The following is a 255-nucleotide window of genomic DNA, read 5'->3' as shown; positions in this document are numbered from 1 at the left end:
TCAAGCCCCAGAGTACTATGATCGAAACCGCTAAAAGCTACGGGTACACCCAAAAATTGTTTTAAATGAAGATGATAAAGAATAGCCTCTTCCATTTCACGGTCAGAGTAATTGTGATAGCGTTGCACAAAATGAATCTTTAATTTTAAGGAAGGTGCATAAGGACGTTGTCCATTAGGGGAATACAAAGGAGCACAGAGTTTATCCGCAAAGGAGAAGTCAACCACTTGTTCTACTCGACTCCAGAAAGGATGG

Annotated in this window: 1 protein-coding gene; it reads right to left on the bottom strand. The window is 40.8% G+C overall.

The genetic code is table 11. The features are described 5' to 3' along the window. A partial coding sequence (locus tag M3610_RS28725; protein ID WP_251463668.1) for a transposase occupies positions 1 to 255 on the bottom strand: 255 nt, incomplete at both ends.

Source organism: Neobacillus sp. MER 74, assembly GCF_023714155.1.
Note: the sequence above shows the minus strand (reverse complement) of the source record. Positions and strands in the feature narration are given on the sequence as shown.